This window comes from Streptococcus sp. 3109, assembly GCF_013276905.1.
Classification (GTDB): Bacteria; Bacillota; Bacilli; order Lactobacillales; family Streptococcaceae; genus Streptococcus.
In genome coordinates this window covers 1-25,304 of sequence record NZ_VMLY01000020.1, presented here as the reverse complement: position 1 = coordinate 25,304, position 25,304 = coordinate 1, and the positions used below count along the sequence as shown (strand labels likewise).

Genomic DNA, 25,304 nt, shown 5'->3' with positions numbered 1-25,304 from the left:
CTGTAAATTCATTTGATTTTCCTAATCAATTTGTTCGTATCCTATTTCATTCCACTATAAAACATTCTTATCAATTGATTTGAATGCCAAAATTCCATCGCTCCGGTCTTATTTTATCTGGCTATAAAAAACTCTCCTAGAATTCTCAGGAGAGTATGAGTAATTATTTGAACTTGAATCCTTCGTAAATAAGCTCTGTTTTTGGATTTTGTTTCTTAATCTGTTTGGCAAGTGACTTCATCATAGAAAGAGGACCACACATATAGACGCTTGCCTGTTCGGGCATTTCTTCTTGGTCAAAATTAAGATAGCCGTCTTTCCTACTGTCGACTAGATGGAGTTCAAAATTAGGATTTTTCTGAGCATAGTTACGGAGTAAATCTAGGTAGACTGCATTTTCCTCTCCACGGAAGTTATAGTAGAAGTGAACCTGTTTATCTAAGATAGGATGTTCCCGGATGTAAGAGATGAAGGGGGTAATCCCAATGCCTCCAGCAATCCAAACCTGATTTTCTCGTCCTTCTTCTATGATCATGTGTCCGTAAGCTCTATCTACGCTTACTTTGCTGCCGACTTGAAGATTGTCATAGATATTCTTGGTATGGTCACCTGAATTTTTAACAGTAAAGTAAAGGGTTTGACCATGACCTCCTGAGATAGAAAAGGGATGTGGAGCACTTTCAAAGCCTTCTTGGAAAATCTTTAGAAATGCAAATTGTCCTGATTGATAGTTGAAAGGTCTGCTAAGATGAATTTGAATTTCTCTAGTATCGTGATTTAAGTGTTTGAGATTGGTAATTTTCCCTAGATAGGGGAAGGAAATCTTTTGATAAAGGAAGATGATATAAAAACCAGCTAGCAAGCCTAAAAGGGCATAGCTACCAACAAGAAAACTTAGAAGATTAAATGTAAGGAGACGATTGCCCATCATCATGTAGACGTGAAAGAGTCCAAAAATATAGGCTAGATAAACCAGACGGTGAATCCATCGCCAAGCTTCGTATTGGATGTATTTGCCTAAATAGGCGACAAGGATGATGCTGACAAAGATATAGATGGCAAGATTTCCAAACTGAGCAGCTAATCGAGAGCCCCACAAACCGCCCATACTAAAGTTATGAAAGATGAGTAGGATGATGGAGAGAAAGGCTGTGAATTTGTGGACGGTGTAGACCTTCTCCAAACCGTGAAACCAGCTTTCAAGTAGTGGGAGACGAGTGGCTAGGATAAAAGTCAGAGATAGGCTTGTTAAAGCTAGTCCTGGAATCATGAATTGGGGAGAAGTGTTCATCCAAGTCAACATAGTCAAGGCAAAACTAGCTATGATAAAGAGTATTCCTTTGAGTGATTTCATAAAAAAATTCCATTTCATTTAGATTTTGATTTGTTGTAAACAAATTTGTTACATTTTATCATAGAAAAAGTATGGTGTCAAATTGAACTCTATAAATATCTACTCTCATCAAAAAACTCTCCAATTGAACTGGAGAGTGGCTGTTTATACTCAATGAAAATCAAAGAGCAAACTAGGAAGCTAGCCGCAGGCTGCTCAAAACACTGTTTTGAGGTTGTGGATAGAACTGACGAAGTCAGTAACATATATACGGCAAGGTGAAGCTGACGTGGTTTGAAGAGATTTTCGAAGAGTATTATTCTGCAGCTTGTTGCCAGCGTTTTGCTAGCATATGAGACAGACTAGAGATTGCTAGGTTAAAGCTGAAGTAGATGAGGGCAATCAGGATATACAGACTGAAGACTTGCTCTGGTTCGAAATAACGGCCCATGAGAATTTGGCTAGCTCCAAAGAGCTCTTGCAGGGCGATAACAGAGTAGAGCAGACTGGTATCCTTAATCACGGTAACAAACTGAGAAATGATGGCTGGCAGCATTTTGCGAATGGCTTGTGGGAGAATGATGTGGTAGAGGATTTGGGCTGAGGTAAATCCCTGCGACATTCCTGCTTCGTACTGCCCCTTGTCTACGGCATTGAGACCACCTCGGATAATCTCAGCCAAGGCTGCTGATGTAAAGAGAGTAAAGGCTGTAATACCTGCTGGAGTGGACTTCATCTTAAAAACTAAAAAGATAGTGAAAATCCAGAGGAGGTTAGGAACGTTACGCACAAACTCGATGTAAATGCTGGAGATAATGCGTAAGACAGGATTTTTCCCATTTCTCATGACAGCTAGCACCGTACCGATAAGGGTAGAGAGGACGATGGCAATCAGAGAAATATAGAGGGTCAAGCCAAATCCCTTAAAGATAAAGATTAGGTTATCTGGGGTCAAAACTTCTAAAATAGATTCCATAGTAACCTCCTAAAGTGAATAGGCTTTTTTGTTAGCTTGCTCCATCTTGCGACCAAACTGGGCAATAGGAAAGCAAAGAGCAAAGTAGAGCAGGGCAGCGCCTAGAAAGGCTGGAATGTAGTTTCCGTTAAGGGCTGACCAAGACTTAGTCACAAACATCAAGTCCACTCCAGAGATGATAGCGACTGTCGAGGTATTCTTGATGAGGTTGACGATTTGGTTAGTCAAAGGTGGGAGAATGATACGGAAAGCCTGAGGCAAGATAATCAAACGCATGGCACTGATATAGGTAAAACCTTGCGACAAGGCAGCCTCCATCTGACCGCTAGGAATAGACTGAATACCTGAGCGAATCACCTCAGCGATATAGGCTCCGTGATAGAGTCCCACGCAGAGAACAGCTGTCCAATAAATCGGAATCATGATGGTGTGGTCACTGATAAGAGGTAGACCATAAAAGACGATAACAAACTGCACCAAGAGGGGAGTGTTTTGGTAAAACTCCACAAAGATGCGAGATAAAATGCGCAAAATTGGACGTTTGCTGGTTGACATGGCTCCGAAGAAGATGCCTAAAACCATGGCTAGGATAAAGGAGCCGATAGCTAGGGCAAGAGTGAAGAGGAATCCATTGAAAAATTGTCCAAAATCCTGAAAATAGGCTGTCCAAGATGATAAATCTGTCATGGGGTATCCTCCTTAATCTGCAGTATGGCTAGATGGTTTGAGCTTGTATCGGTCATAGAGTTTTTGTAAACTGCCATCCTTGCTCCATTTAGTGACCAAGTTATCAAGATAATTGTTTAGCTCTGTATTTGATTTTTTGGTAACAATACCGTAGTCAGATGGCTTGAAACTATCATCTAGTAGTACTGTGCGTTTGCTGATGTAGCCAGACAGGATAGAGCGGTCAACGGAAAAGGCATCAATACGGTGAGCATGAAGGGAAGTAATCAATTCTGGGTAGGAACCAAGTTCGACGAATTTAAACTTCAAGCCTTTCTTTTTACCCAGTTCAGTAATCAGGCGTTGGGTAATGGAACCTTGGGCAACTCCGATGGTTTTGCCGTTTAGGTCCTCAATCTTTTTGATTTTGGCAGATTTATTGACCAAAAATCCAGAAGCGTCTGTGTAGTAGGGGCTGGTAAAGTTGTAGAGTTTTTTGCGTTCGTCTGTGATGGTGAAGGTTGCAATGTCCATGTCAACCTGTTCATTATCTAGGAGAGGTCCACGAGTTTGCGCGGTAACAGGCACGTAGCGAACTTTGACCTTGAGCTCATCTGCTACCATCCTGGCCAAGTCCGTTTCGATACCAGAATAGGTTCCTGTCTTGGGATCCTTGTAACCGAAATTGGGAACGTCTTGTTTGACACCGACAACTAGCTCGCCTCTCTTTTGAATGTCTGCGACACTGGTATCAGCCTGAACTGGTTTTGCAGCAGCAAGGCCGAAAAGGCTAATCAATAATGCGGATAAAAAGAATTTCTTTTTCATAGGCGTCTCCTTATTTGACTTTGTCACTTTCGTGGTTGATGATTTTGCTGAGGAATTGTTGGGCACGAGGTTCGCTTGGATTGTCGAAAAAGTCATCGACATCTGTCGTATCCACCAAAACTTCTCCGTCAGCCATAAAGATGATGCGGTCCGCAACTTCACGGGCAAAGCCCATTTCATGGGTAACGACAATCATATTCATACCATCTCGGGCCAATTTTTGCATAACAGCCAGAACGTCTCCGATGGTTTCAGGGTCAAGAGCAGATGTTGGTTCATCAAAGAGGAGGAGTTCAGGATGCATAGCGAGTCCACGAGCAATGGCGATTCGTTGTTTTTGTCCACCAGAAAGCATGGCTGGATAAGAATCTTTCTTGTCCCACATATTTACAAACTCTAGATATTTTTGGGCTGTTTTTTCAGCTTCTTTTTTATCAATTCCTAGAACTTTTATGGGTGCGAGTGTTACGTTTTCTAACACTGTTTTGTGAGGGTAGAGGTTGAAATGCTGGAAAACCATGCCGACTTCCTTGCGAAGAGGCACTAAATCTTTCTGGCTGGCACCAGCAACTTGGTGGCCATTGACTAGAAGACTTCCCTTGTCGACAGCCTCTAAACCATTGATGGTACGGATAAGAGTGGACTTACCAGAACCAGAAGGGCCTAGGAGTACAACAACTTGCCCTTTTTCAAAACGGAGATTGATGTCGCGGAGTGCATGGTAATCTCCGTAATATTTTTCGACGTGTTCAAATTCTACTAAAGCCATAAGGAATCTCCTTTGTGTTAGATTTTATAACACGATTCTACACCAAAAGATTTGTCTTGTCAAATCATATCAGAAAAAAGTTAGTAAAATTTTTGTAGAAAGCAATCAGGATAGAGAAAAAGCCTAAATCGTGTTATAATGAAGCAATAGAATTCTTAGAAAGAGTGGATGTCTTTTTGATAACACCTACTTATGAATGGCAGTTTGCCCCGCAGGTTGAAGATGCGGATTTTACAAAGATAGCCAAGAAGGCTGGACTGGGTCCTGAGGTGGCTCGGTTATTATTTGAAAGAGGGATTCAGAAGCAAGAAAGTCTGAAGAAGTTTTTAGAACCTTCTTTGGAGGACTTGCACGACCCTTATCTGCTCCATGATATGGACAAGGCAGTGGAACGGATTCGTCAGGCCATTGAAGAAGGGGAAAATATCCTCGTTTACGGTGATTATGATGCGGATGGTATGACTTCGGCTTCGATTGTGAAGGAAAGTTTGGAACAGCTTGGCGCCGAGTGCCGTGTTTACCTACCCAATCGTTTTACTGATGGCTATGGTCCAAATGCTAGTGTTTATAAATATTTTATCGATCAAGAAGGAATTTCCCTGATTGTGACGGTGGACAATGGGGTTGCAGGTCATGAGGCTATTGAATTGGCCCAGTCTATGGGAGTCGATGTCATTGTGACTGACCACCATTCTATGCCTGAAACCTTACCAGATGCCTATGCCATCGTTCACCCTGAACATCCAGATGCGGATTATCCTTTCAAATATTTGGCTGGTTGTGGAGTGGCTTTCAAGCTGGCTTGTGCCCTTTTGGAAGAAGTACAAGTGGAATTGCTTGATTTGGTTGCTATTGGAACTATTGCAGATATGGTGAGTCTGACGGATGAAAATCGTATCTTAGTTCAATATGGTCTGGAAATGTTGGGTCATACTCAGCGTATTGGTCTACAAGAAATGCTAGACATGGCTGGGATTGCTGCCAACGAAGTAACAGAAGAAACGGTTGGTTTTCAGATTGCCCCTCGTTTGAATGCCTTGGGCCGCTTGGATGATCCCAATCCTGCCATTGATTTGCTGACTGGCTTTGATGAAGAGGAAGCGCACGAGATTGCCCTTATGATTCACCAGAAAAATGAAGAGCGCAAGGAAATCGTCCAGTCAATCTATGAAGAAGCCAAGACTATGGTGGATCCTGAGAAGAAGGTCCAGGTCTTGGCCAAGGAAGACTGGAATCCTGGGGTTCTAGGAATCGTAGCTGGTCGTTTGTTGGAAGAATTGGGACAGACAGTCATCGTTCTTAATATAGAAGACGGTCGTGCCAAGGGAAGTGCTCGTAGTGTGGAAGCGGTTGATATTTTTGAAGCCCTAGATCCCCATCGCGACCTCTTCATTGCATTCGGTGGCCATGCTGGTGCAGCGGGTATGACGCTGGAAGTTGAGAAACTTTCAGATTTATCTCAGGTCTTGGAAGATTATATCCGTGAAAAAGGCGCAGATGCTGGTGGCAAGAATAAGTTAAATCTAGATGAAGAGCTGGATTTGGAGACTTTGAGTCTTGAAACGGTCAAGAACTTTGAACGTTTGGCACCTTTTGGCATGGACAATCAGAAACCTGTCTTTTATATCAAGGATTTTCAGGTCGAAAGTGCCCGTACTATGGGAGCAGGTAATGCCCATCTCAAGTTGAAAATTTCCAAGGGTGAGGCGAGTTTTGAAGTGGTAGCCTTTGGACAAGGCAGATGGGCAACAGAATTTGCTCAAACCAAGAATCTAGAGCTGGCAGTCAAATTGTCTGTCAACCAATGGAATGGTCAAACTGCCCTCCAGTTGATGATGGTGGATGCGCGTGTGGAGGGTGTTCAACTTTTTAATATCCGTGGGAAGAATGCAGTCTTGCCAGAGGGAGTTCCAGTCTTGGATTTTGCTGGAGAATTGCCAGATATAGCGACTAGTGAAGCTGTTGTCGTAAAAACCATTCCTGAGGATATTACCCTGCTGAAGACCATTTTTCAGGAACAGAATTTCTCTGCTGTCTATTTCAAAAATGATATTGACAAGGCCTACTATCTAACAGGCTATGGGACCAGAGAACAGTTTGCAAAATTGTACAAGACTATCTACCAGTTTCCTGAGTTTGATATTCGCTATAAACTGAAGGATTTGGCAGCTTATCTTAATATTCAACAAATCTTGCTGGTCAAGATGATTCAAGTATTTGAAGAGCTAGACTTTGTGACGATCAAAGATGGGGTTATGACAGTCAATAAAGAAGCGCCAAAGAGAGAAATCGGAGAAAGTCAGATTTACCAAAATCTCAAACAAACCGTCAAAGACCAAGAAATGATGGCGCTGGGTACCGTGCAAGAAATTTATGACTTTTTAATGGAAAAAGAGTAGATCATAGGAAAGAGTTGGGAAACCAGCTCTTTTTTGAAAACAAATCTTCATTTTGAAAATCATCAAAAAAATGGTATAATGGTAGGAAAAGATTCGGCTAACAGTAATAGTGCTTTTAGAATAAGAGGGTAAGCAACCCTATAATCAAGATAAACTAAGATTTTGGAGGAAAAATGAGTAATATTAGTTTAACAACACTTGGTGGTGTACGTGAAAATGGGAAAAATATGTACATTGCTGAAATTGGAGAGTCCATTTTTGTTTTGAATGCAGGGTTAAAATATCCCGAAAATGAACAATTAGGGGTCGATGTGGTGATTCCAAAGATGGACTACCTTTTTGAAAATAAAGATCGAATTGCTGGGGTATTTTTAACTCACGGACATGCAGATGCTATTGGTGCTCTGCCTTATCTCTTGGCTGAAGCCAAGGTACCTGTATTTGGCTCTGAGTTGACCATTGAGTTGGCAAAACTCTTTGTCAAAGGAAATGACGCAGTCAAGAAATTTAATGATTTTCATGTTATTGATGAAGATACGGAGATTGATTTTGGTGGGACAGTGGTTTCCTTCTTCCCTACGACTTACTCCGTTCCAGAGAGCCTGGGAATTGTCTTGAAGACAGCTGAAGGTAGCATCGTTTATACAGGTGACTTCAAATTTGACCAGACAGCTAGTGAATCCTATGCGACAGACTTCGCTCGTTTGGCAGAAATCGGTCGTGACGGCGTCCTGGCTCTCCTCAGTGATTCGGCCAATGCGGACAGCAATATTCAGGTGGCTAGTGAAAGTGAAGTTAGAGATGAAATTACCCAAACCATTGCTGACTGGAAAGGTCGTATCATCGTTGCAGCTGTTTCCAGTAACCTTTCTCGTATCCAGCAGATTTTTGACGCTGCGGATAAAACAGGTCGACGTATCGTCTTGACAGGATTTGATATTGAAAATATCGTCCGCACAGCGATTCGTCTCAAGAAGTTGTCTTTAGCCAACGAAATTCTCTTGATTAAGCCGAAAGATATGTCTCGCTTTGAAGACCATGAGTTGATTATTCTTGAGACAGGTCGTATGGGTGAACCTATCAATGGACTTCGTAAGATGTCGATTGGTCGCCATCGTTATGTAGAAATCAAGGATGGGGACCTGGTCTATATTGCTACGGCTCCGTCTATTGCTAAAGAAGCCTTCGTTGCGCGTGTGGAAAATATGATTTATCAGGCAGGAGGGGTTGTCAAATTGATTACCCAAAGTTTACATGTATCAGGGCACGGAAATGCGCGTGATTTGCAGTTGATGATTAATCTCTTGCAACCTAAGTATCTCTTCCCAATTCAAGGGGAATACCGCGAGTTGGATGCCCATGCTAAGGCTGCTATGGCGGTTGGAATGTTGCCAGAACGCATTTTCATCCCTAAAAAGGGAACCAGCATGGCTTATGAGAATGGGGACTTTGTCCCAGCTGGCGCGGTTTCGGCAGGAGATGTCTTGATTGACGGGAATGCCATTGGTGATGTTGGAAATGTGGTTCTTCGTGACCGTAAGGTCTTGTCAGAGGATGGCATTTTCATCGTAGCAATTACCGTTAATCGTCGTGAGAAGAAAATTGTGGCCAAGGCTCGTGTTCACACGCGTGGGTTTGTTTATCTCAAGAAGAGTCGTGATATTCTCCGTGAAAGTTCAGAATTGATTAATCAGACGGTAGAAGACTATCTTCAAGGCGATGACTTTGACTGGGCAGATCTTAAAGGGAAGGTTCGTGATAATCTGACCAAGTATCTCTTTGACCAGACCAAGCGTCGTCCAGCTATTTTACCAGTAGTCATGGAAGCAAAATAATTGTTGAAATAAACAGAGAGAAAGTCGAGTTTCGGCTTTTCTTATCGGAAAATAAAAGGAAAAAATTATGGCAGTAATGAAAATCGAGTATTACTCACAAGTCTTGGATATGGAGTGGGGAGTGAATGTCCTCTACCCCGATGCCAATCGAGTGGAAGAACCAGATTGTAAAGATATCCCTGTCTTGTACCTCTTGCACGGGATGTCTGGCAACCATAATAGCTGGCTCAAGCGGACCAATGTAGAACGCTTGCTTCGAGGAACCAACCTCATCGTTGTTATGCCCAATACCAGCAACGGTTGGTATACCGATACCCAGTATGGTTTTGACTATTACACAGCTCTAGCAGTGGAATTGCCACAGGTTCTAAAACGCTTCTTCCCTAACATGACCAGTAAGCGTGAAAAGACCTTTATCGCTGGCCTCTCTATGGGAGGCTATGGCTGTTTCAAACTGGCTCTTGCTACAAATCGTTTTTCTCATGCAGCTAGTTTTTCAGGTGCCCTCAGCTTTCAAGATTTTTCTCCTGAGAGCCAAAATTTGGGAACACCGGCTTATTGGAGAGGTGTGTTTGGGGAGATTAAAGATTGGACAGCTAGCCCCTATTCTCTAGAAAGTCTGGCTAAAAAATCGGACAAAAAGACCAAGCTTTGGGCTTGGTGTGGCGAGCAGGATTTCTTGTATGAAGCCAATAATCTAGCAGTGAAAAATCTCAAAAAACTGGGATTTGATGTGACCTATAGACATAGTGCTGGAACTCACGAGTGGTATTATTGGGAAAAACAATTGGAACGGTTCTTAGCAGCTCTGCCAATTGATTTCAAATTAGAAGAGAGATTGACTTAGTTTGAACTGCAGCATAAGAGGAGTAGAACTAAAATAAAATATGTTTTCACTAGACTTTTCAAACGAAAGTAGTAGAATAGTAATAAGATACTGGAGGAAAGAGAGTAGGAAATGTACCGTTATCAAATTGGCATTCCCGCATTAGAATATGATCAGTTTGTCAAAGACCATGAATTAGGCAATGTATTACAAAGCAGTGCTTGGGAGGAAGTTAAGTCTGACTGGGAACATGAGAAGTTTGGTGTTTACAGGGAAGAAAAATTACTGGCGACAGCTAGTATTTTGATTAGAGCTCTTCCGCTAGGCTATAAAATGTTTTACGTCCCAAGAGGACCCATATTGGATTATGGGGATACGGAACTTTTGAGTTTTGTCATTCAGTCCATTAAGTCTTATGCTCGCAGTAAGAGAGCGGTTTTTGTGACTTTCGATCCAAGTATTTGTCTATCTCAACATTTGGTTAATCAAGATAAAACAGAATATCCTGAAAAACTTTCTATTGTTGAGATTTTAGGGCAATTAGGAGTGAAGTGGTCTGGGCGGACAACCGAAATGGATGACACCATTCAGCCTCGTATTCAGGCGAAAATATATAAAGAAAATTTTGAAGAAGATAAACTTTCTAAATCAACAAAACAGGCTATTCGAACAGCACGGAATAAGGGGGTAGAGATTCAATTTGGCGGAACTGAATTATTGGAGTCTTTTTCCTTTTTGATGAAAAAAACCGAGAAGCGGAAAGAGATTCATTTGAGGAATGAAGCCTATTATAAAAAATTGTTAGATAATTTTAAGGACAAGGCCTACATCACCTTGGCAACCTTGGATGTCTCTAAACGTTCGCAAGAATTAGAAGAACAGTTGGCGAAAAATAGAGCCTTGGAAGAGACCTTTACTGAGTCGACTCGCACTTCAAAAGTAGAAGCGCAGAAGAAGGAAAAAGAACGTTTGTTAGAGGAATTGACTTTCCTGCAGGAATATATAGATGCAGGTCAAGCGAGAGTTCCCTTAGCGGCTACTTTGAGTTTGGAATTTGGTACTACCTCTGTCAATCTATATGCTGGTATGGATGATGCTTTTAAACGTTACAATGCTCCGATTTTAACTTGGTATGAAACGGCTCGCTATACCTTTGAGCGAGGTATGGTCTGGCAAAATTTAGGTGGTGTTGAAAACTCTCTCAATGGTGGTCTTTATCATTTTAAGGAAAAATTTAATCCAACGATTGAAGAATATTTGGGTGAATTTACAATGCCCACTCATCCTCTCTATCCTCTGTTAAGACTTGCTCTTGATTTCCGTAAAACATTAAGAAAAAAACATAGAAAGTAAGTATATGGCACTAACTACACTCACGAAAGAAGAGTTTCGTACTTATTCTGATCAGGTTTCTTCTCGTTCCTTTATGCAATCTGTTCAGATGGGGGACTTGTTAGAAAAAAGAGGGGCTCGAATTGTTTATCTTGCTTTGAAACAAGGAGGAGAGATTCAAGTTGCAGCTCTGGTTTATAGCTTGCCCATGCTGGGTGGTCTGCATATGGAGATCAATTCGGGGCCGATTTATACCCAACAAGATGCTCTTCCAGTTTTTTATGCGGAGTTAAAAGAATATGCCAAGCAAAATGGCGTATTAGAGCTGCTTGTAAAACCTTATGAAACTTATCAAACTTTTGATAGCCAAGGTAATCCAATAGATGCTGAGAAAAAAAGTATCATTCAAGGTTTAACTGATTTAGGTTATCAATTTGATGGATTGACAAGAGGTTACCCAGGTGGAGAACCAGATTGGTTATACTATAAAGATTTAACTGAATTAACTGAAAAGAGTTTGCTTAAAAGTTTTAGCAAAAAGGGTAAACCCTTGGTGAAAAAGGCTGAAACCTTTGGCATTCGGTTGAAAAAGTTAAAACGTGAAGAACTATCGATTTTTAAGAATATCACAAAAGAAACCTCTGAACGTAGAGAATATAGTGATAAAAGTTTAGAATATTATGAGCATTTTTATGATACTTTTGGAGAACAAGCGGAGTTTCTCATAGCAAGCTTAAATTTTTCGGACTATATGAGCAAATTGCAAGGTGAACAAAGTAAACTAGAAGAAATCTTGGACAAGTTGCGACTTGATTTGAGTAAAAATCCTCATTCTGAGAAAAAACAAAATCAACTGAGAGAATATTCTAGTCAATTTGAAACGTTTGAAGTTCGAAAAGCAGAAGCGCGAGACTTGATTGAAAAATATGGAGAAGAAGATATTGTTTTAGCCGGGAGTTTATTTGTTTATATGCCTCAGGAAACGACTTACCTCTTTAGTGGTTCCTACACTGAGTTTAATAAATTCTATGCCCCTGCACTGCTTCAAAAATATATTATGTTGGAAAGCATAAAACGTGGAATACCTAAATACAACTTCCTAGGTATTCAAGGGATTTTTGATGGAAGTGATGGCGTTTTGCGTTTTAAACAGAATTTTAATGGCTATATTGTACGCAAAGCAGGTACTTTCCGTTATCATCCATCGCCTTTAAAATACAAAGCTATTCAGTTATTCAAAAAAATAGTAGGACGTTAAGATGAAAAAGCCAGTATTTAGATTTCTTTCAGCTTGTTTTAGTAAAATAGTCTTTATTTGCTAGAAAGGTGGAAGGATATGCGCTGGCTTTTTCGTTTGATAGGGGCTTTCTTTTCTTTTGTTTGGCGTTTGTTTTGGCGCCTGGTTTGGACAGTTGTACTCTTATGCGTTCTTGCTTTCGGACTTCTCTGGTATCTGAACGGTGATCTTCAAGGAGCGCTGAAGCAAGTAGAGCGGTCAGTAAAAATTGGTCAACAAAGTATCGACCAATGGGAAAAAACAGGGCAACTGCCTAAGTTAAGCCAGACAGATAGCCACCAGCATTCTGAAGGAAGGTGGCCACAGGCCTCTGCTCGTATTTACCTAGATTCCCAGATGGATTCACGCTTTCAAGAGGCGTATTTAGAAGCGATTCAGAATTGGAATCAAACTGGTGCTTTTAAGTTTGAACTGGTGACTGAGGCCAGCACGGCGGATATCTTGGCTACTGATATGAATGACGGAGGCACTCCTGTGGCAGGAGAGGCGGAAAGTCAGACCAATCTCTTGACGGGTCAATTCTTGTCTGTCACGGTACGGTTGAATCATTATTATCTGTCCAATCCAAACTATGGCTATTCCTATGAGCGCCTTGTCCATACGGCAGAACATGAGTTGGGGCATGCGATTGGCTTGGACCATACAGATGAGAAGTCTGTCATGCAACCTGCGGGTTCCTTTTATGGTATCCAGGAAGTGGATGTTGCAAACCTTCGAAAAATATATGATACCAATGAGTAGGGAACTACCTTTCCCTACTTTTTTGCTATAATGGAACTATGAACAACTTGATTAAATCAAAACTAGAGCTCTTGCCGACCAGCCCTGGTTGCTACATTCACAAGGATAAAAACGGTACGATTATTTATGTAGGAAAGGCTAAAAATCTGCGTAATCGTGTGAGGTCTTATTTCCGTGGGAGTCACGATACCAAGACAGAGGCCTTGGTGTCTGAAATTGTAGATTTTGAATTTATCGTTACGGAGTCCAATATTGAGGCACTTCTCCTAGAAATCAATCTAATCAAGGAAAATAAGCCTAAATACAATATCATGCTCAAGGATGACAAGTCCTATCCCTTCATCAAAATCACTAATGAGCGCTATCCTCGCTTGATTATCACTCGTCAGGTCAAAAAAGATGGAGGTCTTTATTTTGGACCTTATCCCGATGTGGGGGCAGCCAATGAAATCAAGCGACTGCTGGATCGGATTTTCCCTTTTAGAAAGTGTACCAATCCGCCGTCTAAGGTCTGTTTTTACTACCATATCGGTCAATGTATGGCCCACACCATCTGTAAGAAAGATGAGGACTATTTCAAGTCTATGGCTCAGGAGGTTTCTGATTTCCTAAAAGGGCAGGATGACAAAATTATCGATGACCTCAAGGGCAAGATGGCAGCGGCAGCTCAGACTATGGAATTTGAACGTGCAGCGGAATACCGTGACCTCATTCAGGCTATTGGAACGCTTCGGACCAAGCAACGGGTTATGGCCAAGGATCTCCAAAATCGGGATGTATTTGGCTACTATGTGGACAAGGGCTGGATGTGTGTTCAGGTTTTCTTTGTCCGTCAGGGTAAGCTCATTGAGCGAGATGTTAACCTCTTCCCCTACTACAATGATCCGGATGAAGATTTTTTGACCTATGTGGGACAATTTTATCAAGAAAAATCTCACCTAGTTCCCAATGAGGTACTGATTCCGCAGGATATTGACGAAGAAGCTGTCAAGGTCTTGGTAGATACCAAGATTCTCAAACCCCAACGTGGAGAGAAAAAACAGCTGGTCAATCTAGCCATAAAAAATGCCCGTGTTAGCCTAGAGCAGAAGTTCAATCTGCTAGAAAAATCTGTCGAAAAGACACAGGGGGCTATTGAAAATCTGGGACGCTTGCTCCAAATTCCGACTCCAGTTCGCATCGAGTCCTTCGATAACTCCAACATCATGGGAACTAGCCCTGTTTCAGCTATGGTGGTCTTTGTCAACGGCAAACAGAGTAAGAAGGATTACCGTAAGTATAAAATCAAGACTGTCGTTGGACCAGACGATTATGCCAGTATGCGAGAGGTCATTCGCAGACGCTATGGTCGAGTTCAACGTGACGGCTTGACTCCGCCAGATTTGATTGTCATTGATGGAGGACAAGGGCAAGTCAATATCGCTAAGCAAGTCATTCAAGAGGAGCTGGGCTTGGATATTCCCATTGCAGGTTTGCAAAAGAATGATAAGCACCAAACCCATGAATTGCTCTTTGGAGATCCGCTTGAGGTGGTGGAGTTATCTCGCAATTCTCAGGAATTTTTCCTCCTCCAACGCATTCAAGATGAGGTGCACCGCTTTGCTATCACTTTCCACCGCCAACTGCGCTCCAAAAATTCCTTTTCATCACAATTGGATGGCATTGACGGCCTGGGACCTAAACGCAAGCAAAATCTCATGAAGCATTTCAAGTCTTTGATCAAAATCAAGGAAGCCAGTGTGGATGAGATTGTCGAAGTTGGGGTACCAAGAGCAGTTGCAGAAGCTGTGCAGAGGAAGTTGAACCCGCAGGAAGAAGTGGAATTGGCTCAGGTAGCGGAAGAAAGAGTAGATTATCAAACGGAAGGAAACCACAATGAACCATAAAATCGCAATTTTATCAGATATTCATGGCAATGCGACGGCGCTAGAAGCAGTGATTGCAGATGCTAAAAATCAAGGAGTCAGTGAATACTGGCTTCTGGGAGATATTTTTCTTCCTGGTCCAGGCGCAAATGACTTAGTCGCCCTGCTAAAGGACCTTCCTATCACAGCAAGTGTTCGAGGCAATTGGGATGATCGTGTCCTGGAGGTCTTGGATGGCGAATATGGTTTGGAAGATCCGAAAGAAATTCAGTCAATGCGCATGACCCAGTTTTTGATGGAGCGAATGGATCCTGCAACGATTGTCTGGCTACGAAGCTTGCCTTTGCTGGAAAAGAAAGAAATTGACGGATTGCGCTTTTCTATCTCTCATAATTTGCCAAATAAGAACTATGGTGGTGACTTGCTAGTTGAGAATGATACAGAGAAATTTGACCAACTACTAGATGAGGAAGCGGACGTGGCAGTCTATGGTCATGTCCACAAGCAGTTGCTTCGTTATGGAAGTCAAGGGCAACAAATCATCAATCCAGGGTCGATTGGCATGCCCTATTTTAATTGGTATGCGTTAAAAAATCACCGTGCCCAGTATGCCGTGATAGAGGTTGAAGATGGGGAATTGGTAAATATCCTATTTCGTAAAGTTGCTTATGACTACGAAGCGGAGTTGGGATTGGCTAAGTCTCAGGGTCTTCCCTTTATCGAAATGTATGAAGAACTACGAAGAGAAGATAACTATCAGGGGCACAATCTGGAACTCTTAGCCAGCTTAATAGAAAAGCATGGGTATGTAGAGGATGTGAAGAATTTTTTTGATTTTTTGTAAGAGTTTCCTAAAATAACCAATGCAAACTAAAAACGATTGGCTGGTCCAATCGTTTTTAATATATCTTATTGTAACTGAGATTTATCTGGGAGATAAGAACCACCTAGATAGGTATTGCTGAGTTTTTCAAGGGTTCCATCTTGGTAGAGTTCTTTGAGTGCTTTATCAAATTGCTCTTTAAACTCTTTTTGATCACTTGAGAAAACGATATAATTGCTAGGACTATTAGTAGAAGACAAGTCAACCACAGAAAGGTCTAAGCCACGGTCCTTGATAATCTTTTGAACGGATACCTTGTCAAAAACGAGGAAATCAAATTCGCCGTTAGAGAGGTCTAGGATTCGTTTACCAATATCCTCGCCAGAAAAATCGATGGTAGCAGGATTGTCAGTGTGTTTCTGATTCCAGTTATTGATGAATTGAGCGTTTGAAGTTCCAGTATCCTCCTGTGTTGTTTTACCAGCAATTTGGTCAAGTGAAGTCAAAGGATTTTTCTTGTTGCTGACGAGGACGAGGGGATTGTTTGAAATGGGAAGTGAGTAGAGGTATTTTTCAGCACGCTCTTTTGTGTAACTCAAGTTATTTGCTGCAGCCTGATAGTGACCAGAATCAAGCCCTGGGAAGATGCTCTCCCAAGCAGTTCTTTGGAATTGAATCTCGTAGTCGCTGAGTTTTTCATCTACTGCTTTTAGGACTTCAATATCGAAACCTGTCAAATTGCCCTTGTCTTCGTAGTCAAATGGCGGCACATCGCCGGCTGTAGCAACGACGATTGTCTTTTGAGTGCTGGTCTCTTTGGGTGTGGATTGATTTCCACAGGCAACCAAAAATGGTAGGGTAGCTAGTAATAGGCTAAATTTTTTCATAATGTCTCCATTCAAATGTAAAGTACTTGCTAGTTTATCAGAAACTTTCCTGATAAACCAATATATATCTTTTATGGCTGTAATAAAAAATCTTAATCATGAAAAATCCCTGCAAGCTCTTTCAAAATATGGTAGAATGGAAGCAGTAGAATTAGAAAAGGAAATCGATTATGAAATTTCTTGAATTAAATAAAAAACGTCATGCGACTAAGCAGTTCACTGATAAGCCAGTTGATCCTAAAGATGTTCGTACGGCTATCGAAATCGCAACCTTGGCTCCAAGTGCCCACAACAGCCAGCCTTGGAAATTTGTGGTGGTTCGTGAGAAAAATGCTGAACTAGCAAAATTGGCTTACGGTTCAAACTTTGAACAGGTATCATCAGCGCCTGTAACTATTGCCTTGTTTACAGACACAGATTTGGCTAAACGTGCTCGTAAGATTGCCCGAGTTGGTGGTGCTAATAACTTTTCAGAAGAACAACTTCAATATTTTATGAAAAATTTGCCTGCCGAGTTTGCGCGTTACAGTGAGCAACAAGTTAGCGACTACCTAGCCCTCAATGCAGGTTTGGTTGCTATGAATTTGGTTCTGGCTCTTACAGACCAAGGAATCGGATCAAATTTGATCCTTGGATTTGACAAATCAAAAGTCAATGAGGTTTTGGAAATTGAAGAGCGTTTCCGCCCAGAACTCTTGATCACAGTGGGTTATACAGACGAAAAATTGGAACCAAGCTACCGCTTGCCAGTAGATGAAATCATTGAGAAAAGATAGAAAGAAGAAAAAAATGACAGCAATTGATTTTACAGCAGAAGTAGAAAAACGCAAAGAAGACCTCTTGGCTGACTTGTTTAGCCTTTTGGAAATCAACTCAGAACGTGATGACAGCAAGGCGGATGCTGAACATCCATTTGGACCTGGTCCAGTAAAAGCCTTGGAGAAATTCCTTGAAATCGCAGATCGCGATGGCTACCCAACTAAAAATGTTGACAACTACGCAGGACATTTTGAGTTTGGTGAAGGAGAAGAAGTTCTCGGAATCTTTGCCCACATGGACGTGGTGCCAGCTGGTAGCGGTTGGGACACAGATCCTTACACACCAACTATCAAAGATGGTCGCCTCTATGCGCGTGGAGCTTCTGATGACAAGGGTCCTACAACAGCTTGTTACTATGGTTTGAAAATCATCAAAGAATTGGGTCTTCCAACTTCTAAGAAAGTTCGCTTTATCGTTGGAACAGACGAAGAATCAGGCTGGGCAGACATGGACTACTATTTTGAACATGTAGGACTTGCAAAACCAGACTTCGGTTTCTCTCCAGACGCTGAATTCCCTATCATCAATGGTGAAAAAGGAAATATCACGGAATACCTTCACTTTGCAGGTGAAAATGCAGGTGCAGCTCGTCTTCACAGCTTCACAGGTGGTTTGCGTGAAAACATGGTACCAGAATCAGCAACAGCTGTCGTTTCAGGTGATTTAGCTGACTTGCAAAGTAAACTAGATACTTTTGTTGCAGAACACAAACTTAGAGGAGAACTCCAAGAAGAAGCTGGCCAATACAAGGTGACGATTATTGGTAAATCAGCCCACGGTGCTATGCCTGCTTCAGGTGTCAATGGTGCGACTTACCTAGCCCTCTTCCTTAGCCAGTTTGACTTTGCTGGTCCAGCCAAAGACTACCTTGACATCGCTGGTAAGATTCTCTTGAACGACCATGAGGGTGAAAATCTCAAGATTGCTCATGTGGATGAAAAGATGGGTGCCCTTTCTATGAATGCCGGTGTCTTCCGCTTCGACGAAACAAGTGATGACAATACCATTGCCCTCAACATCCGCTATCCAAAAGGAACAAGCCCAGAACAAATCAAGTCAATCCTTGAAAACTTGCCAGTTTCTTCTGTTAGCCTTTCTGAACACGGTCACACACCTCACTATGTGCCAATGGAAGATTCACTTGTGCAAACCTTGTTGAATGTCTATGAAAAACAAACTGGTCTTAAAGGTCATGAGCAAGTTATCGGTGGTGGTACTTTTGGTCGCTTGCTAGAACGCGGTGTTGCCTACGGTGCCATGTTCCCAGATTCAATTGACACCATGCACCAAGCCAATGAATTTATCGCCTTGGACGATCTCTTCCGAGCAGCAGCAATCTATGCCGAAGCTATTTACGAATTGATCAAATAAAACGATAGAAGTCTGAGATTTTATGCTTAGACTTCTTTTTGGAGGGAAAGTAGATGTCTCAAATCGAAAGAATCAAGCAGGCTATTATGTCAGATCCACAGAATGCCAGTTATACAGAGCGTGGCATTGAGCCTCTCTTTGCAGCGCCAAAGACTGCTCGCATCAATATCATCGGTCAAGCGCCTGGTCTTAAAACGCAGGAGGCAGGACTTTATTGGAAAGATAAGAGTGGTGACCGCTTGCGGGACTGGCTAGGTGTGGATGAAGATACCTTTTACAATTCAGGATATTTTGCTGTTTTGCCTATGGATTTCTACTTTCCAGGGCATGGAAAGTCAGGTGATCTGCCACCGAGAACTGGTTTTGCTGAAAAATGGCATCCGCAGCTCTTGCAAGAATTACCAGATATCCAATTGACCCTCTTGATTGGCCAGTATGCCCAAGCCTACTATTTACAAGAGAAAATCAGTGGCAAGGTAACAGAGAGGGTAAAACATTACCAGAACTACTTGCCAACCTATTTTCCACTAGTTCACCCCTCGCCGCGAAATCAAATCTGGATGGCCAAAAATCCTTGGTTTGAGTCAGAAGTGGTGCCGGATTTGAAAAAAAGAATTAAAACTATTTTATAGTCAATGAAAATCAAAGAGCAAACTAGGAAGCTAGCCGCAAGCTGCTCAAAGCACTGCTTTGAGGTTGCAGATAAAACTGACGAAGTCAGTAACCATACCTACGGTAAGGCGACGCTGACGTGGTTTGAAGAGATTTTCGAAGAGTATTAGGAGAAAAAGAATGAAAGAAATAACCTTTGACGCATTTTACCAGCTTTACCAAAACGACCAACTTTCTCTAGTGGACGTGAGAGAAGTGGATGAGTTTGAAGCTCTTCACTTAGAAGGAGCCCACAACCTGCCACTTAGTCAATTGGCTGATACCTATGATCGGTTGGATAAGGACCAGTTACATTATGTTATTTGCAAATCTGGAATGAGATCGGCGCGTGCTTGTCAATTTCTAGCTGAACAAGGTTATGATGTTATCAATGTACAAGGTGGTATGACTGCCTTTGAAGAACTCTAAACGTAAGAATTTTCTCCTGCTTGGTGTGGACTGGGTAGGAGAATCTTATTTTTAGATAATTCTCATTTTTGAGAATCTTGAAAACATTCAATATTTACTTCGTGATACTTTTTTCATACTCTTATTCATGATATACTAAGTCAGTATTTTATAAATATGAAGGAGATTTTCATGGCTAAAAAAGGTGCCTTAACAGGTTTACTCCTGTTTGGAATATTTTTTGGTGCGGGGAACTTGATTTTTCCGCCTTCTCTAGGTGCTCTATCTGGGGAACATTTTCTTCCTGCCATCGCAGGTTTTGTCTTTTCAGGCGTCGGTATCGCAGTCTTGACTCTTATTATTGGAACGCTAAATCCTAAAGGGTATATCTACGAGATTTCAACAAAGATAGCTCCTTGGTTCGCGACTCTATACCTCTCAGTTCTTTACTTGTCAATCGGTCCATTCTTTGCTATCCCACGTACTGCTACAACAGCTTACGAAGTAGGGATTAGCCCCCTTTTGTCGGATGCAAATAAAGGTCTTGGTTTGATTGTCTTTACGGTTCTGTATTTTGCGACAGCCTATTTGATTTCACTTAATCCATCAAAAATCTTGGATCGTATCGGCCGTATTTTAACGCCAGTCTTTGCGATTTTGATTGTTATCTTAGTTGTTTTAGGAGCTTTCAAATACGGTGGAACAAGTCCTCAAGCTGCTTCAGCTGCTTATCAAGCTTCTGCCTTTGGTACAGGTTTCCTAGAAGGTTACAATACCTTGGATGCCCTTGCCTCAGTTGCCTTCAGTGTAATCGCAGTTCAAACCTTGAAACAACTTGGATTTTCAAGTAAGAAAGAATATATTTCAACTATTTGGGTTGTTGGTATCGTTGTAGCCCTTGCTTTCAGCGCTCTTTATATCGGTTTAGGTTTCCTTGGAAATCATTTCCCAGTACCAGCTGAAGCGATGAAGGGTGGAACACCAGGTGTTTACATCTTGTCACAAGCCACTCAAGAAATCTTTGGCTCAACAGCCCAACTCTTCCTTGCAGCTATGGTCACCGTAACCTGTTTCACAACAACAGTTGGTCTGATTGTGTCAACAGCTGAGTTCTTTAATGAACGCTTCCCACAAATCAGCTACAAGGTTTATGCGACAGCCTTTACTTTGATTGGATTTGCTATTGCTAATTTGGGTCTTGATGCGATTATCAAGTACTCAATTCCAGTACTGGTTATCTTGTACCCAATCACGATTGCCATCGTTATGATTGTCATTGTCAACAAATTTGTGGCTCTTTCAAAACCAGGTATGCAGTTGACAATTGCTGTGGTTACAGCTATTGCTATTGCAAGCGTACTAGGAAGCTCATTTAAGGTTGAGTTTCTTGCAAACCTTGTCAAGGCTCTTCCTTTTGCCAAGGCATCTCTCCCATGGTTGGTACCAGCCGTTGTCGGAATCTTGCTCTCATTGGTTCTACCAAACAAGCAAGAAAGCGATGTTTTTGAAATGGAATAATCATTAAAATCACTTTTGTAGCCAAGTCTACAGGAGTGATTTTCTTTTTTTATCCGATGATAAATGTGTTATAATAGGTAGCAAAAGAGGTGAAGAAATGAATCAAACAGTAGAATATATCAAAGAACTGACAGCCATTGCGTCGCCAACGGGCTTCACTCGTGAAGTTTCGGACTATTTAGTCAAGACTTTAGAAGGTTTTGGTTACCAGCCAGTTCGCACAGCCAAGGGCGGTGTTAATGTAACTATTAAAGGTCAAAATGATGAGCAACAACGCTATGTGACTGCCCATGTGGATATGCTGGGTGCCATTGTCCGTGCTGTTAAACCAGACGGCCGTCTCAAACTGGACCGTATTGGTGGCTTTCCTTGGAACATGATTGAAGGAGAAAACTGTACCGTTCATGTGGCTAGCACAGGTCAAAAAGTATCAGGAACCATCCTCATCTACCAAACTTCTTGCCATGTCTACAAGGATGCAGGAACTGCAGAACGCACGCAGGACAATATGGAAGTGCGTTTGGACTCCAAAGTAACAAATGAAAAAGAAACTCGTGCTCTTGGCATTGAGGTCGGTGATTTTATCAGCTTTGATCCACGAACCGTCGTGACAGAGACAGGTTTTATCAAGTCTCGTCATTTGGACGATAAGGTCAGCGCAGCGATTTTGCTTAACCTGCTTCGTATTTATAAGGAAGAGAAGATTGAATTGCCCGTAACAACCCATTTTGCTTTTTCAGTCTTTGAGGAAGTAGGCCATGGGGCTAACTCTAACATCCCTGCTCAGGTAGTAGAATATCTGGCTGTGGACATGGGAGCCATGGGTGATGACCAGCAGACAGATGAGTACACAGTGTCCATCTGTGTCAAGGATGCTTCAGGCCCTTATCACTATGACTTCCGTCAACATTTGGTTGCCTTGGCGAAAGAGCAAGATATTCCATTTAAGTTGGACATCTATCCATTTTATGGATCGGACGCTTCAGCAGCCATGTCCGCAGGGGCAGAGGTTAAACACGCCCTTCTCGGTGCTGGTATCGAGTCTAGTCATTCTTATGAGCGTACTCATATTGACTCGGTGGTCGCAACAGAACGAATGGTCGATGCTTATCTTAAGAGTGCATTGGTGGACTAATATGTGCCTGATTTGCCAGAGAATTGAGCTCATCAAGAAGGGAGAAAATCCCTATTTTGTCAAAGAGTTGGAAACAGGCTATCTTGTGGTTGGAGACCACCAGTATTTTGCAGGCTATAGTCTCTTTCTAGCCAAGGAACATGTCACCGAATTGCACCATTTGAAAAAGGAAACAAGACTCCGTTTTCTCGAAGAAATGAGTCTAGTCCAAGAGGCAGTTGCCAAGGCCTTTACCGCTGAGAAAATGAATATCGAACTGCTAGGAAATGGCGATGCCCATCTCCATTGGCATCTGTTTCCTAGACGGACAGGTGATATGAAGGGTCACGGTCTCAATGGACGTGGGCCAGTTTGGTGGGTTCCCTTTGAAGAAATGACATCAGAAACCTGCCAAGCAAAACCGGATGAGATTAAAAGATTAGTCGAATGTTTATCGTTAGAAGTAGATAAACTATTAGAAATAAAGGAGTAGAAATGAAAAAAAGATACCTTATCTTGACAGCTTTGCTAGCCTTGAGTCTAGCAGCTTGTTCACAAGAAAAAGCAAAAAATGAAGATGGCTCAGCTAAGACAGAGCAAACTGCTAAAGCTGATGGAACAGTCGGAAGTAAGTCTCAAGGAGCTGCCCAGAAAAAAGCAGAAGTGGTTAACAAAGGAGACTACTACAGCATTCAAGGGAAATACGATGAAATCATCGTAGCCAACAAACACTATCCATTGTCTAAAGACTATAATCCAGGGGAAAATCCAACAGCCAAGGCAGAGTTGGTCAAACTCATCAAAGCCATGCAAGAGGCAGGTTTCCCCATTAGCGACCATTACAGTGGCTTTAGAAGTTATGAAACTCAGACCAAGCTCTACCAAGATTATGTCAATCAAGATGGGAAAGAAGCTGCCGACCGTTATTCTGCTCGACCTGGTTATAGCGAACACCAGACAGGCTTGGCCTTTGATGTGATTGGGACTGATGGTGATTTGGTAACAGAAGAAAAAGCAGCCCAATGGCTTTTGGACCATGCAGCTGATTATGGCTTTGTTGTCCGTTATCTCAAAGGTAAGGAAAAGGAAACAGGCTATATGGCTGAAGAATGGCACTTGCGTTATGTAGGAAAAGAAGCTAAAGAAATTGCTGAGAGTGGTCTCAGTTTGGAAGAATACTATGGCTTTGAAGGCGGAGATTACGTCGATTAAAAAATAAACTTTTCTCTTGCAATTCCAGATAAATAGTGTATAATAGATGGGTATGTGAAAAGCATACTTGTGGGAGGTAAAAATCTCTAATTACCGCCAAAACCACAAAGGAGGATTTAAAAATGGCTAAAAAAGTCGAAAAACTTGTAAAATTGCAAATCCCTGCTGGTAAAGCTACACCAGCTCCACCGGTTGGACCTGCTCTTGGTCAAGCTGGTATCAACATCATGGGATTCACAAAAGAGTTCAACGCTCGTACAGCTGACCAAGCTGGTATGATTATTCCAGTTGTTATCTCAGTTTACGAAGATAAATCATTTACTTTCATCACTAAAACACCACCAGCTGCTGTTCTTTTGAAAAAAGCTGCAGGTGTTGAAAAAGGATCAGGTACACCTAACAAAACTAAAGTTGCTACAGTTACTCGTGCGCAAGTACAAGAAATTGCAGAAACTAAGATGCCAGATTTGAACGCAGCAAACGTAGAGTCTGCAATGCGTATGATCGAAGGTACTGCTCGTTCTATGGGATTCACTGTTGTTGACTAATCAATAACACAGTAGAAAATCTCACAGCAGTCTATTAGTTGCTTTTCATACTAGGTAAGTGACTGAGGCTTGTACTTGGGTACAGTAAGGGAACTTAAGTCCGTAGGAAAAGAGAAATAATAGACTGATAACCCGCAAGACTTCATCATTTCGAGAAGTGACGTGGGAGATGAAAATCGATTGAACCACTTACAAGGAGAATAGAAAATGGCTAAAAAAAGCAAACAACTTCGTGCTGCTCTTGAGAAAATCGACAGCACAAAAGCATACAGCGTAGAAGAAGCTGTAGCACTTGCAAAAGAAACTAACTTTGCAAAATTTGACGCAACTGTAGAAGTTGCTTACAACTTGAACATCGACGTTAAAAAAGCTGACCAACAAATCCGTGGAGCAATGGTATTGCCAAACGGTACGGGTAAAACTTCACGCGTTCTTGTTTTCGCACGTGGTGCAAAAGCTGAAGAAGCAAAAGCTGCTGGTGCAGACTTTGTTGGTGAAGATGACCTTGTTGCTAAAATCAACGACGGTTGGTTGGACTTCGACGTAGTTATCGCTACACCTGACATGATGGCTCTTGTTGGACGTCTTGGACGTGTCCTTGGACCACGTAACTTGATGCCAAACCCTAAAACTGGTACTGTAACAATGGATGTTGCTAAAGCAGTTGAAGAGTCTAAAGGTGGTAAAATCACTTACCGTGCTGACCGTGCAGGTAACGTTCAAGCAATCATCGGTAAAGTATCATTTGAAGCTGAAAAATTGGTTGAAAACTTCAAAGCTTTCAACGAAACAATCCAAAAAGCAAAACCAGCTACAGCTAAAGGAACTTACGTAACAAACTTGACTATCACAACTACTCAAGGTGTTGGTATCAAAGTTGATGTAAACTCACTTTAATCAGTAGTTAAAGTAATGTAAAAAAGTTGAAGACGCTATGTCTCAACTTTTTTTGATTTCAAAATATCTTCTTGTAAGGTAATACTCAATGAAAATCAAAGAGCAAACTAGGAAGCTAGCCGCAGGCTGTACTTGAGTACGGCAAGGTGAAGCTGACGTGGTTTGAAGAGATTTTCGAAGAGTATAAAT

Annotated in this window: 24 protein-coding genes; 18 read left to right on the top strand and 6 right to left on the bottom strand. The window is 41.8% G+C overall.

Annotated features, from left to right (window positions below; genetic code table 11):
- Nucleotides 1-163: 163 nt before the first annotated feature.
- The 5 genes from HT698_RS09015 to HT698_RS08995 all read right to left on the bottom strand — a co-directional run bounded on the left by HT698_RS09015 (nt 164) and on the right by HT698_RS08995 (nt 4,572).
- Nucleotides 164-1,354, bottom strand: coding sequence for a ferric reductase-like transmembrane domain-containing protein (locus HT698_RS09015; protein ID WP_173220005.1), 1,191 nt, complete (start codon nt 1,352-1,354; stop codon nt 164-166).
- 295 nt (nt 1,355-1,649) lie between these two features.
- A complete protein-coding gene (locus HT698_RS09010; protein WP_033689194.1) occupies nt 1,650-2,309 on the bottom strand; it encodes an amino acid ABC transporter permease in 660 nt (219 codons plus the stop codon).
- 9 nt (nt 2,310-2,318) lie between these two features.
- Nucleotides 2,319-2,996 carry an amino acid ABC transporter permease gene (locus tag HT698_RS09005; protein ID WP_173220009.1) on the bottom strand — a complete coding sequence of 226 codons (678 nt, stop codon included), beginning with the start codon at nt 2,994-2,996 and terminating at the stop codon, nt 2,319-2,321.
- 12 nt (nt 2,997-3,008) lie between these two features.
- Nucleotides 3,009-3,803, bottom strand: coding sequence for a transporter substrate-binding domain-containing protein (locus HT698_RS09000; protein ID WP_173220012.1), 795 nt, complete (start codon nt 3,801-3,803; stop codon nt 3,009-3,011).
- Nucleotides 3,804-3,813: 10 nt separating this feature from the next.
- Complete coding sequence (locus HT698_RS08995) at nt 3,814-4,572, bottom strand: amino acid ABC transporter ATP-binding protein (RefSeq protein ID WP_173220015.1); 759 nt, start codon at nt 4,570-4,572, stop codon at nt 3,814-3,816.
- Nucleotides 4,573-4,748: 176 nt separating this feature from the next.
- Between HT698_RS08995 and recJ the strand changes: the two genes are divergently transcribed.
- From recJ to HT698_RS08955, 8 genes are all read left to right on the top strand, one after another.
- Complete coding sequence (gene recJ, locus HT698_RS08990) at nt 4,749-6,971, top strand: single-stranded-DNA-specific exonuclease RecJ (RefSeq protein ID WP_173220018.1); 2,223 nt, start codon at nt 4,749-4,751, stop codon at nt 6,969-6,971.
- 173 nt (nt 6,972-7,144) lie between these two features.
- Nucleotides 7,145-8,806 carry a ribonuclease J gene (locus HT698_RS08985; protein ID WP_173220021.1) on the top strand — a complete coding sequence of 554 codons (1,662 nt, stop codon included), beginning with the start codon at nt 7,145-7,147 and terminating at the stop codon, nt 8,804-8,806.
- A gap of 67 nt (nt 8,807-8,873) precedes the next feature.
- A complete protein-coding gene (locus tag HT698_RS08980) occupies nt 8,874-9,653 on the top strand; it encodes an alpha/beta hydrolase family protein (protein WP_173220024.1) in 780 nt (259 codons plus the stop codon).
- 111 nt (nt 9,654-9,764) lie between these two features.
- A complete protein-coding gene (locus HT698_RS08975; RefSeq protein ID WP_050111454.1) occupies nt 9,765-10,985 on the top strand; it encodes an aminoacyltransferase in 1,221 nt (406 codons plus the stop codon).
- Between the two features lie 4 nt (nt 10,986-10,989).
- A complete protein-coding gene (gene murN / locus HT698_RS08970; protein ID WP_173220026.1) occupies nt 10,990-12,222 on the top strand; it encodes a peptidoglycan bridge formation alanyltransferase MurN in 1,233 nt (410 codons plus the stop codon).
- A gap of 78 nt (nt 12,223-12,300) precedes the next feature.
- On the top strand, nt 12,301-13,002 hold the full coding sequence (locus HT698_RS08965; RefSeq protein WP_173220029.1) for a M57 family metalloprotease: 702 nt from the start codon (nt 12,301-12,303) through the stop codon (nt 13,000-13,002).
- 38 nt (nt 13,003-13,040) lie between these two features.
- A complete protein-coding gene (uvrC, locus tag HT698_RS08960) occupies nt 13,041-14,888 on the top strand; it encodes an excinuclease ABC subunit UvrC (RefSeq protein WP_173220032.1) in 1,848 nt (615 codons plus the stop codon).
- Nucleotides 14,878-15,711, top strand: a complete 834-nt coding sequence (locus HT698_RS08955) for a metallophosphoesterase family protein (RefSeq protein ID WP_173220035.1) — start codon at nt 14,878-14,880, stop codon at nt 15,709-15,711. Before uvrC ends, HT698_RS08955 begins: the two co-directional genes overlap by 11 nt.
- A gap of 65 nt (nt 15,712-15,776) precedes the next feature.
- Here HT698_RS08955 and HT698_RS08950 read toward each other — a convergent pair whose 3' ends face one another.
- The gene (locus tag HT698_RS08950; protein WP_173220038.1) at nt 15,777-16,577 is read right to left on the bottom strand and encodes an amino acid ABC transporter substrate-binding protein; all 801 of its coding nucleotides are present in this window, start codon (nt 16,575-16,577) and stop codon (nt 15,777-15,779) included.
- Nucleotides 16,578-16,747: 170 nt separating this feature from the next.
- Between HT698_RS08950 and HT698_RS08945 the strand changes: the two genes are divergently transcribed.
- The 10 genes from HT698_RS08945 to rplA all read left to right on the top strand — a co-directional run bounded on the left by HT698_RS08945 (nt 16,748) and on the right by rplA (nt 25,115).
- Complete coding sequence (locus HT698_RS08945; RefSeq protein ID WP_173220041.1) at nt 16,748-17,353, top strand: nitroreductase family protein; 606 nt, start codon at nt 16,748-16,750, stop codon at nt 17,351-17,353.
- A 13-nt stretch (nt 17,354-17,366) separates the two neighbouring features.
- Nucleotides 17,367-18,767, top strand: coding sequence for a dipeptidase PepV (gene pepV, locus HT698_RS08940; protein WP_173220044.1), 1,401 nt, complete (start codon nt 17,367-17,369; stop codon nt 18,765-18,767).
- 53 nt (nt 18,768-18,820) lie between these two features.
- The gene (locus HT698_RS08935) at nt 18,821-19,399 is read left to right on the top strand and encodes a uracil-DNA glycosylase family protein (protein WP_050274077.1); all 579 of its coding nucleotides are present in this window, start codon (nt 18,821-18,823) and stop codon (nt 19,397-19,399) included.
- A gap of 160 nt (nt 19,400-19,559) precedes the next feature.
- Nucleotides 19,560-19,847, top strand: coding sequence for a rhodanese-like domain-containing protein (locus HT698_RS08930; protein ID WP_173217772.1), 288 nt, complete (start codon nt 19,560-19,562; stop codon nt 19,845-19,847).
- Nucleotides 19,848-20,018: 171 nt separating this feature from the next.
- Nucleotides 20,019-21,344, top strand: a complete 1,326-nt coding sequence (gene brnQ / locus HT698_RS08925) for a branched-chain amino acid transport system II carrier protein (RefSeq protein WP_173217770.1) — start codon at nt 20,019-20,021, stop codon at nt 21,342-21,344.
- A 97-nt stretch (nt 21,345-21,441) separates the two neighbouring features.
- Nucleotides 21,442-22,479, top strand: coding sequence for a M42 family metallopeptidase (locus HT698_RS08920; RefSeq protein WP_173217768.1), 1,038 nt, complete (start codon nt 21,442-21,444; stop codon nt 22,477-22,479).
- Nucleotide 22,480: 1 nt separating this feature from the next.
- Complete coding sequence (locus HT698_RS08915) at nt 22,481-22,951, top strand: HIT family protein (protein ID WP_173217782.1); 471 nt, start codon at nt 22,481-22,483, stop codon at nt 22,949-22,951.
- Between the two features lie 2 nt (nt 22,952-22,953).
- On the top strand, nt 22,954-23,670 hold the full coding sequence (gene ldcB / locus HT698_RS08910) for an LD-carboxypeptidase LdcB/DacB (RefSeq protein ID WP_173217766.1): 717 nt from the start codon (nt 22,954-22,956) through the stop codon (nt 23,668-23,670).
- 122 nt (nt 23,671-23,792) lie between these two features.
- Nucleotides 23,793-24,218, top strand: a complete 426-nt coding sequence (gene rplK / locus HT698_RS08905; RefSeq protein WP_001085807.1) for a 50S ribosomal protein L11 — start codon at nt 23,793-23,795, stop codon at nt 24,216-24,218.
- A 207-nt stretch (nt 24,219-24,425) separates the two neighbouring features.
- On the top strand, nt 24,426-25,115 hold the full coding sequence (gene rplA, locus HT698_RS08900) for a 50S ribosomal protein L1 (protein ID WP_001085675.1): 690 nt from the start codon (nt 24,426-24,428) through the stop codon (nt 25,113-25,115).
- The last annotated feature ends 189 nt before the right edge of the window (nt 25,116-25,304 follow it).